We start from the raw sequence: 7,225 nt of genomic DNA on the forward strand, positions 1-7,225 counted from the left end.
TCACTGTTTGACGCACGTCAGGCGACTGACTCACGCTCCACCAGCTGGGCTTCAAACTTGAGCGCCAGGCCGTCTACCGGCTTGTGATCGAGCAGGCGCAGCGCCAGTTCAGCAGCGCGGCTGCCCATCTCCTCGATGGGGTAGCGCACTGTGGTGAGCTTGGGATAGATGTAGCGGGCGTAGGGGATATCGTCGAACCCCACCACCGACACCTGCTGCGGGATCTTGTAACCCCGCTCCAGCAGGCAAGAGATCGCCCCCGCCACCATGCCGTCGTTGAAACCGAGCACGGCCGTGAACTCGACACCACGGGCCAGCAGTTCACTCATCGCCACATAGCCGCCATTTTCGTCGGCAAAGGCGCGGCTGACGAGTGCAGGATCAAAGGCGATCCCGGCTCTGGCCAGGGTCTGGGTGTAACCGGCCATCCGCTGCTGACCATCGACAAACTCTTCATCATCGGAGGTGATAAAGGCGATGTTGCGATGACCGGCATCCAACAAGTGCTGGCACGCGGTGGTGATCCCCGCCTGGTTATCGAGCCAGACGCAGCGATCCTCAAAGCCCGGCACCTGACGGTTGATAAACACGATGGGGGTAGAGCCTGCCGCCAGCTCGCTCAGCTCCTCGTCCGGAAGCGCCTTGCTGTGGAGGATCAGCGCATCGCACTGGCGCTGCAGCAGCGCCTGAATGGCGTGACGCTCGCGCGCGATATCGTGGTTGCCAGACATGACGATGGTGAACTTGTTGGCCTGATCGACCATGGTTTCGATGCCACGCATCATCTGGGCAAAGAAGGGGCCGCCGCAGAGGTCGCCAACCAGCACGCCAATGCAGTTGGAACGCTTGCTGACCAATGCCTGGGCAAAACTGTTGGGTCGAAAATTCAGTTCCTTCATGGCCGCCAGTACGGCCTCACGCTTTTCCGGTGCTACCTGTGCCGTGTTGTTGATAACCCGCGACACGGTGGAGATAGACACATTTGCCAGCTGAGAAACGTCTTTAATCGTTGCCACTATCCATTCCTTTATTGTGGGGGAACCTGTCGATGCCGACGCCCAAGTATACCCTGCGGCCTGATGCAATTCCCGGAGCCAGGTCACCAGGCATGTTTCCTTTGGTAACAAAACCTTACCCGATGATACCCGGCAGCAGGGAAATTTGAAAACAGGGGCCGGCTTGCGGCCCCCGACTCAATAGGCGTGATTGAGCTCCCGATCCGACATGAAGCGCAGCGGCTGCTGCAGCTTGTGCTGATAAATGAGATCGAACGACAACACGTTTTGTACGTAGTTGCGGGTCTCCTTGTAGGGGATACTCTCGACCCACACGTCCATCGGCTTGTTGTCACTCTGCTCTCGCCAGCGTTTTACCCGTCCCGGCCCGGCGTTGTAGGCGGCCGCCGCCAGGATCCGGTTGCCGTCATAGACATCCAGCAAGCGCTTGAGATAAGCGCTCCCCAGACGAATATTCATCGTCGGATCAAACAGTTGCTGCTCGTTGCGATAGGGCACCCCCAGCTTGCCGGCAGTCTCTTTGGCAGTAGCAGGCATCAGCTGCATCAGACCGCGCGCGCCCACCGGCGACTGGGCCAGCGGATAGAGGGCACTCTCCTGACGGGAGATGGCATAGAGCAAACTGGTGTTCATGGTGCGCTCTTGCGCCATCTGGGAGAAGGTGCGTTTGAGCGGCAGCGGGAAGCGCAGGTCGAGAGCATCCCACGCTTCGGCGCGAATGCTGGCGAGAATGGCCAGCTCGTGCCACCCCTGATTGAGGGCGATATGACCAAACTCGATGCGCTGGGCCACCGGATTGCGATCCATATTGTGGATCCACTCCGAACGGGCCGCCGCAATCTCGTTCATCGACAGCAGCTCGCGCACCCGCAACAGGAAGGGCCAGCGCTGACTGGCCGTGCGCCAGTCCGGTACATGCTTGACGCTCTGGTTCTTGATGCGATAAGGCACGCCGGTGCGCTGGGCGGCCATGAAACCGTAGAAACCGCGCAGGTTGGCGGTCTCCAGATAGAGATCCCGCGCCGGTTTTTGCTGCCCCTGCACTTCAAGGGAGCGCGCCATCCAGTAGCGCCAGCGATCCTCTTTCTGACGGGCCATCGGCATCATCTTCACCCAGCCGGAGAGGCCACGCCAATCCTGCTCCCAGATGGCCAGTCGCGCCCGCAGCTCGGTGATGTCGGGATCCACCAGCTTTTTCACCGTGCTGTCGACCCAGCTGCGCTGGGCAATGGCGCGATCCAGCAGCAGGCGGCGGGCAATCGCACGCTCTACCGGTTTCACCTCGGCCTGGGTCAGGCCGAAACGGCTGCGAAACAGCGCAAGCTGGCGCAGCACCGACTCCGGCTCCTGATTGGCATAGCGGGTCAAACCGAGGGAGAGTAGCTTGCGGGAATAGGGATTGCTGCTGAAATAGGCCGGGTTCATCGCCTTGGCGGGCTGCTCGAACAGGGTCACCATCTGATCGCCATAGCTTTGCAAGCCGCTACCCAGGGTCGCGCCAAGGTGGCGGATCAGATTGGGGTTTTCCGCCTCGAACGCCAGCGTCATCCGCTGCCAGATCTTCTCCTGGGTACGCTGACCGGATGCCTGCCACAACTGGAACAGCGGGGAGCAGGCATCGGGGCGCGATTGACCGCTCATCCAGATCTTGCCCGCCCCCTGCAACGCCTCTTTCGGCTTGCCGGTGTAATAGAGCGCCTGATAGTGCATGCAGAGCAGATCGGTGGAGCTCGGCTTGGCCGGATAGAAGCGCAGGAACTGCGACCACTGCTGGCTCTGGGCCAGATAGGTCAGATAGCTGCGCTCCAGCCGGTTGGACTGGGGGGTATCTCCATGCTGGCGGATAAAGCGGGTCACATCGTTGTAATCCGCCGCCCCCGGACGAAAGGCGAGCTGATAGTAATCGAGGTAAGGGAGCAGGGGGTAATGGGTCAACCGGGCACGAATTTGCTGGAAACGGGCCTGATCATTGGCCCGTACGGCGTCATACGCCTGACGGTAGAGCGTCTGGTCGGCAGTCTGCGCCATCAGGGTCGGCACGAACAGCGCCGACAAAACAATTCCCCATACAGCTTTCACTGAGCATCTCCATTGAGGGCAATACACCGCCCGCTGGCGGTGGGTCTACTGCCTCTCATTCTACCCGTTGCCGGGCAGCGCTACAGCGGGGAGCAAGGACTATTTTTCTGCCTCGCTCAGCTGCATTTCACGCAGTTGCTCCGGTCTGGTCAGCCGCTGTACATATTTCTCCAGATAGGGCACCGGCAGCGGCTTGGAGGCGAGATAGCCCTGATAGAAACTGCACCCCTGCGCCTTGAGAAACTCCAGTTGCTGGCGGGATTCCACCCCTTCCGCCGTGACGTTGAACCCCATATGTCGAGCCATGGCGATCACCGCCTCGACGATGGCCATGTTGTCGCCATCTTTCGGGATGTCCTGAATGAAGGAGCGGTCGATCTTGAGCTCATCGGCAGGCAGCCTCTTGAGGTAGCTCAGGGAGGAGTAACCGGCGCCAAAATCGTCGATGGCAAAGCTGATGCCGAGCTCCTTGAGCTCGGTCATCTTGCTGATGGTGTCCTCGGCATGACCCAGCACCACGGACTCGGTGATCTCCAGATTGAGGCAGGCCGGATCCATGCCGGTTTGCGCCAACACATCGTGGATCCGCTCGACAAAATCGGTGGCATGGAACTGCTTGGCACTGACGTTGACCGAGATCTGCGGAATGTGGATGCCGTTTTCCTCCCACAGCACATACTGGGCGCACGCCTCGTGCAGCACCCAGTTGCCGATATCGACAATCAGGTCCGTCTCCTCGGCGATGGGGATAAATTCGGCCGGCGAGACCAGCGAGCGACCGGCTGGCTGCCAGCGGATCAGCGCCTCGACACCAATGATATCGCCGCCATCGACCATATGCTGGGGCTGATAGTAGAGGGTCAGCTCTTGCTGGCTGAGGGCGTTGCGCAATTCGTTGTGAATGAGCAAACGGCGATCCGCCTGCTGCTGCATCGAGGCATCGAAGAAGCGACGGGTCTTGCGGCCAGCGGACTTGGCCTGATACATGGCGGTATCCGCCTGCTTGAGCAGATCATCAACCCCCTGCTCCCGATCCGGAAACAGGGTAATGCCAACGCTGGCGCCGATGTGCAGCACCTGCCCCACATAGGTATAAGGAGCGGCAATCTCGGTGATGAGCCGCTCGGCAATGATATCGGCCTGCATCTCCGCCTGGGGCGGGCTGGCCGAGAGCGATGGCAGCAGCAGCACAAACTCGTCACCACCGAGGCGGGCCAGACAATCCCCCTGTCGCACCAACCGTTTGAGACGGGCGGCGACCTCCTTGAGCAGCCAGTCACCGGTAGCGTGGCCGAGGGAGTCGTTGATGGTCTTGAAGTGATCGAGATCGATAAAGAGCAGGGCGCCAATCAAGCCATCGCGGGTCGCCTCGTTGAAGGTCTGCACCAGAGTCTCGTGGAGCTGACGGCGATTGGGCAATCCGGTCAGCTCGTCGTAATAGGCGAGATCCTGAATGCGTCGCTCGGCCGCCTTGCGCTCGGAGATATCCTCGAAGCAGATGACAAAGTGGCTGATCACCCCCTTCTCGTCCTGCACCGGCGTCACTATCTCCCACTGGGGATAGGTGTGACCATCGACATGGCGACGCTGGGTCTCCCCCTGCCAGCGGCTGAGGGTATTGAGCTCGTAGCCGAGCCCGCCCAGATTGGGCCAGAGATCCTCTTCCAGATGCAGGCCCAGCACCGACTGGCTGTCAAAGCCGGTGATCTGGCTGAAGGCGTTGTTGACCCGCAGGATCTTGAACCCCGGATCCGTAATGATGATCCCCTCATGGGTCTCAAACGCCACGGCAGAGAGTCGCATCTGGGCATCGGATTGCAATCGCTCCAGCTCGGCCACCATCCGTACCGAGAAGGTATTGAGCACCGAGGTGAGATTGCTGGTATCTGCCGGAGCCGAATAGAGTAGCGCCAGATGACCGAGCAACTGGCCTCTGGCATCAAATAGCGGCTGACCGTAGTAAGTCTGCCCGGCCGCCAGCCAGGGTTGATACTCCTGCGACTCGTCGATCACCTCGAAACAGATGGCCCCTTGCTTGTAGAGCTCCTGACAGGGGGAGCCCGCCAGCGGATAGTCCTTCTGCGCCAGCCCGTCGGCGGCCAGCACTTTGACCCGGTCGGCACCGCACAACTCCCCCACCCAGACCGCATCCACCTTGAGGATATGGGCCAGCTGGCTGACCAGGGTATTGAAGAAATCGAGCCCGGTGCGGGCAGAGAGCGCCTGCGCCAACTGGGTAAGCAGGGTGGTTTGCAGCAACGGCAATGAGAGATTGAGGGAGGATACTGCACTGTTAGCGGTATCAAGAGGGGCCAGCCAGCCACAGCAGATCTGCTGGGTGGGCACAAACTGGCCGCTCCAGAGCACATGGTTGAGCTGCCCCTGATCATCTTTCAGATGACCGATGAACTGTTCAGGCAGATGTGATTCATGAAGCCGGACGAGAAAGTCGGCAAAGCCAGCCTCATCTTCCGGTAACAAGCGAGCGGCCCAGGGATGATTGCCCTCCCCTTGCCACTGCTGGTAGGCCCCCTGATCAGAGAGACTCCACTGATCATGTTGCCGATCGAAAAACCACATGACTTGCGTGGCCTGCTGCTTCATTTACCACTCCAACACAACAACCAACCACGTTTGATGTCCAATCAGGCATAGCAACGCCCCCTGCATCCGCTCATCAGATCAGAGGTTGCGAGGGAAGAGTACAAACATGCGATATCAAGCAGTGGAAACCGGACATGAGGTCGACACGAAGTGCTGCCAAGAAGGGACAGAAACGATCCTATTCCCGTCATACTGCCTGCCAGTTTCATGGAGCTCAAGCTGTTTTTGGCACGAAACCGGAAAAGATCACAATTTATAAGTTGCTGAATAGCCAAGGGAAGGTTATGTGACATGGATCACATTTCAATCTTTACCAATGAGTAATCTGAAGGTGAAGACACAAGCAAGACGACCCGAAGGGGGCCAATATGAAAATCGAAATTACCAGCAAAATCATCGACATCACCCCGGCTATCCGCGAGCGCATCGAATCCCGTTTTGAAAAGCTCGAACGTCTTCAGGTGCCTCTCATCACACCCCATGTGATTGTTTCCAAAGAGCGTCTGATGTTCACTGTCGAAGCCAGTGCTGGCATCCCCAACGGCAAACTGTTTGCCCAGGCAGAGCATGAGGATCTCTACGCCGCCATCAACGAACTGGGGCAAAAACTGGAGCGCCAACTCAACCGTCACACCGAAAAGCCGATTGCCCGTCGTGCCAATGCCGCGCTCAAAGAGCAGCCGCAACCGGATGAAGCTGACGCTTGATTGCATGCCGCAAGGCTAAAAATTCCAAAGAGCATAAAGGCGGGGTCACCCGCCTTTTTGTTGCCTGTGATTTGCCGACAAGCACAGCATTACACCTGTGAACAGGCGCCATCAACTGAGCCAGTGCAACCGGGTATCCACCCCCTCTTGCAAACGGTCGAGGATCGGCAGCAATACCAGCGGATCTTCCTGCCTCGGCATATCGGCCAGCTTTCCTTGCAACCGCTCCCGCGCCAGCGGCGACAGGTTATCGTAGACAGCCTCATCCAGCAGTGGCTGTTTGACCGCCAGCGGCGGTGTTTGCAGCGCCAGCCAGAGCCGCACATCCACCATGCTTCCCCCCTGTTGCAACCGCTCATTGATGGCACTGCAGTCACTCCCAACCCCTTCAGCCACCAGCACCTCTGCCGGTCTCAGGTCGAAGTGCAGACGCCAGTCACGGCTCTGGGGAGTGGCTGCCGGTTTGGCATCAAACCAGGGCTGCTCCTCCACCGCATCGGTCAGCAGGGCCAGATGCAACCGGAAATCAGCGCGATCGCCATGCTGCAGGTCACGGTTGAGGCGCTGCCCCAACTGGCCCTCATCAACGAGCAGGTGATTACGGATTGAACTGGGCAGCATGAGATAACTCTCGAAAATGGCGATTTCACTGGTTATCGGCCACAAATCCAATTCTTTTAATGGAAAAATCCTGCTTGGGGGTTCACAAAACCGGAAGATCTGTTAGTATGCGCCTCGCACTTGTGGAGGGGTTCCCGAGCGGCCAAAGGGATCAGACTGTAAATCTGACGGCTCTGCCTTCGAAGGTTCGAATCCTTC

Annotated in this window: 5 protein-coding genes; 1 reads left to right on the top strand and 4 read right to left on the bottom strand. The window is 59.0% G+C overall.

Annotated elements, in window-relative coordinates; translation table 11 throughout:
• Positions 1–17: 17 nt before the first annotated feature.
• The 3 genes from G5315_RS16870 to G5315_RS16880 all read right to left on the bottom strand — a co-directional run bounded on the left by G5315_RS16870 (position 18) and on the right by G5315_RS16880 (position 5,699).
• Positions 18–1,016, bottom strand: coding sequence for a LacI family DNA-binding transcriptional regulator (locus G5315_RS16870; RefSeq protein ID WP_040066127.1), 999 nt, complete (start codon positions 1,014–1,016; stop codon positions 18–20).
• Between the two features lie 177 nt (positions 1,017–1,193).
• Entirely contained in the window at positions 1,194–3,095 is a 1,902-nt protein-coding gene (locus G5315_RS16875; RefSeq protein ID WP_421333490.1) for a transglycosylase SLT domain-containing protein, read from the bottom strand.
• A gap of 99 nt (positions 3,096–3,194) precedes the next feature.
• The gene (locus tag G5315_RS16880) at positions 3,195–5,699 is read right to left on the bottom strand and encodes a putative bifunctional diguanylate cyclase/phosphodiesterase (RefSeq protein WP_040066125.1); all 2,505 of its coding nucleotides are present in this window, start codon (positions 5,697–5,699) and stop codon (positions 3,195–3,197) included.
• A 368-nt stretch (positions 5,700–6,067) separates the two neighbouring features.
• Between G5315_RS16880 and hpf the strand changes: the two genes are divergently transcribed.
• Positions 6,068–6,406: a ribosome hibernation-promoting factor, HPF/YfiA family gene (hpf, locus tag G5315_RS16885; RefSeq protein ID WP_005334257.1), complete on the top strand. Its 339-nt coding sequence runs from the start codon at positions 6,068–6,070 to the stop codon at positions 6,404–6,406.
• Positions 6,407–6,517: 111 nt separating this feature from the next.
• Here hpf and G5315_RS16890 read toward each other — a convergent pair whose 3' ends face one another.
• Positions 6,518–7,027, bottom strand: a complete 510-nt coding sequence (locus G5315_RS16890; protein WP_100654827.1) for a VC2046/SO_2500 family protein — start codon at positions 7,025–7,027, stop codon at positions 6,518–6,520.
• Between the last annotated feature and the right edge of the window lie 198 nt (positions 7,028–7,225).

The sequence above is a fragment of the Aeromonas sp. 603607 genome (assembly GCF_049171595.1).
In the GTDB taxonomy this organism is placed as follows: Bacteria; Pseudomonadota; Gammaproteobacteria; order Enterobacterales; family Aeromonadaceae; genus Aeromonas; species Aeromonas veronii.

Excerpts from the sequence above, each read along its gene's own strand:
- G5315_RS16890 (WP_100654827.1), bottom strand. The coding sequence starts at position 7,027 with ATGCTGCCCAGTTCAATCCGTAATCACCTGCTCGTTGATGAGGGCCAG.
- hpf (WP_005334257.1), top strand. The coding sequence starts at position 6,068 with ATGAAAATCGAAATTACCAGCAAAATCATCGACATCACCCCGGCTATC.
- G5315_RS16880 (WP_040066125.1), bottom strand. The coding sequence starts at position 5,699 with ATGAAGCAGCAGGCCACGCAAGTCATGTGGTTTTTCGATCGGCAACAT.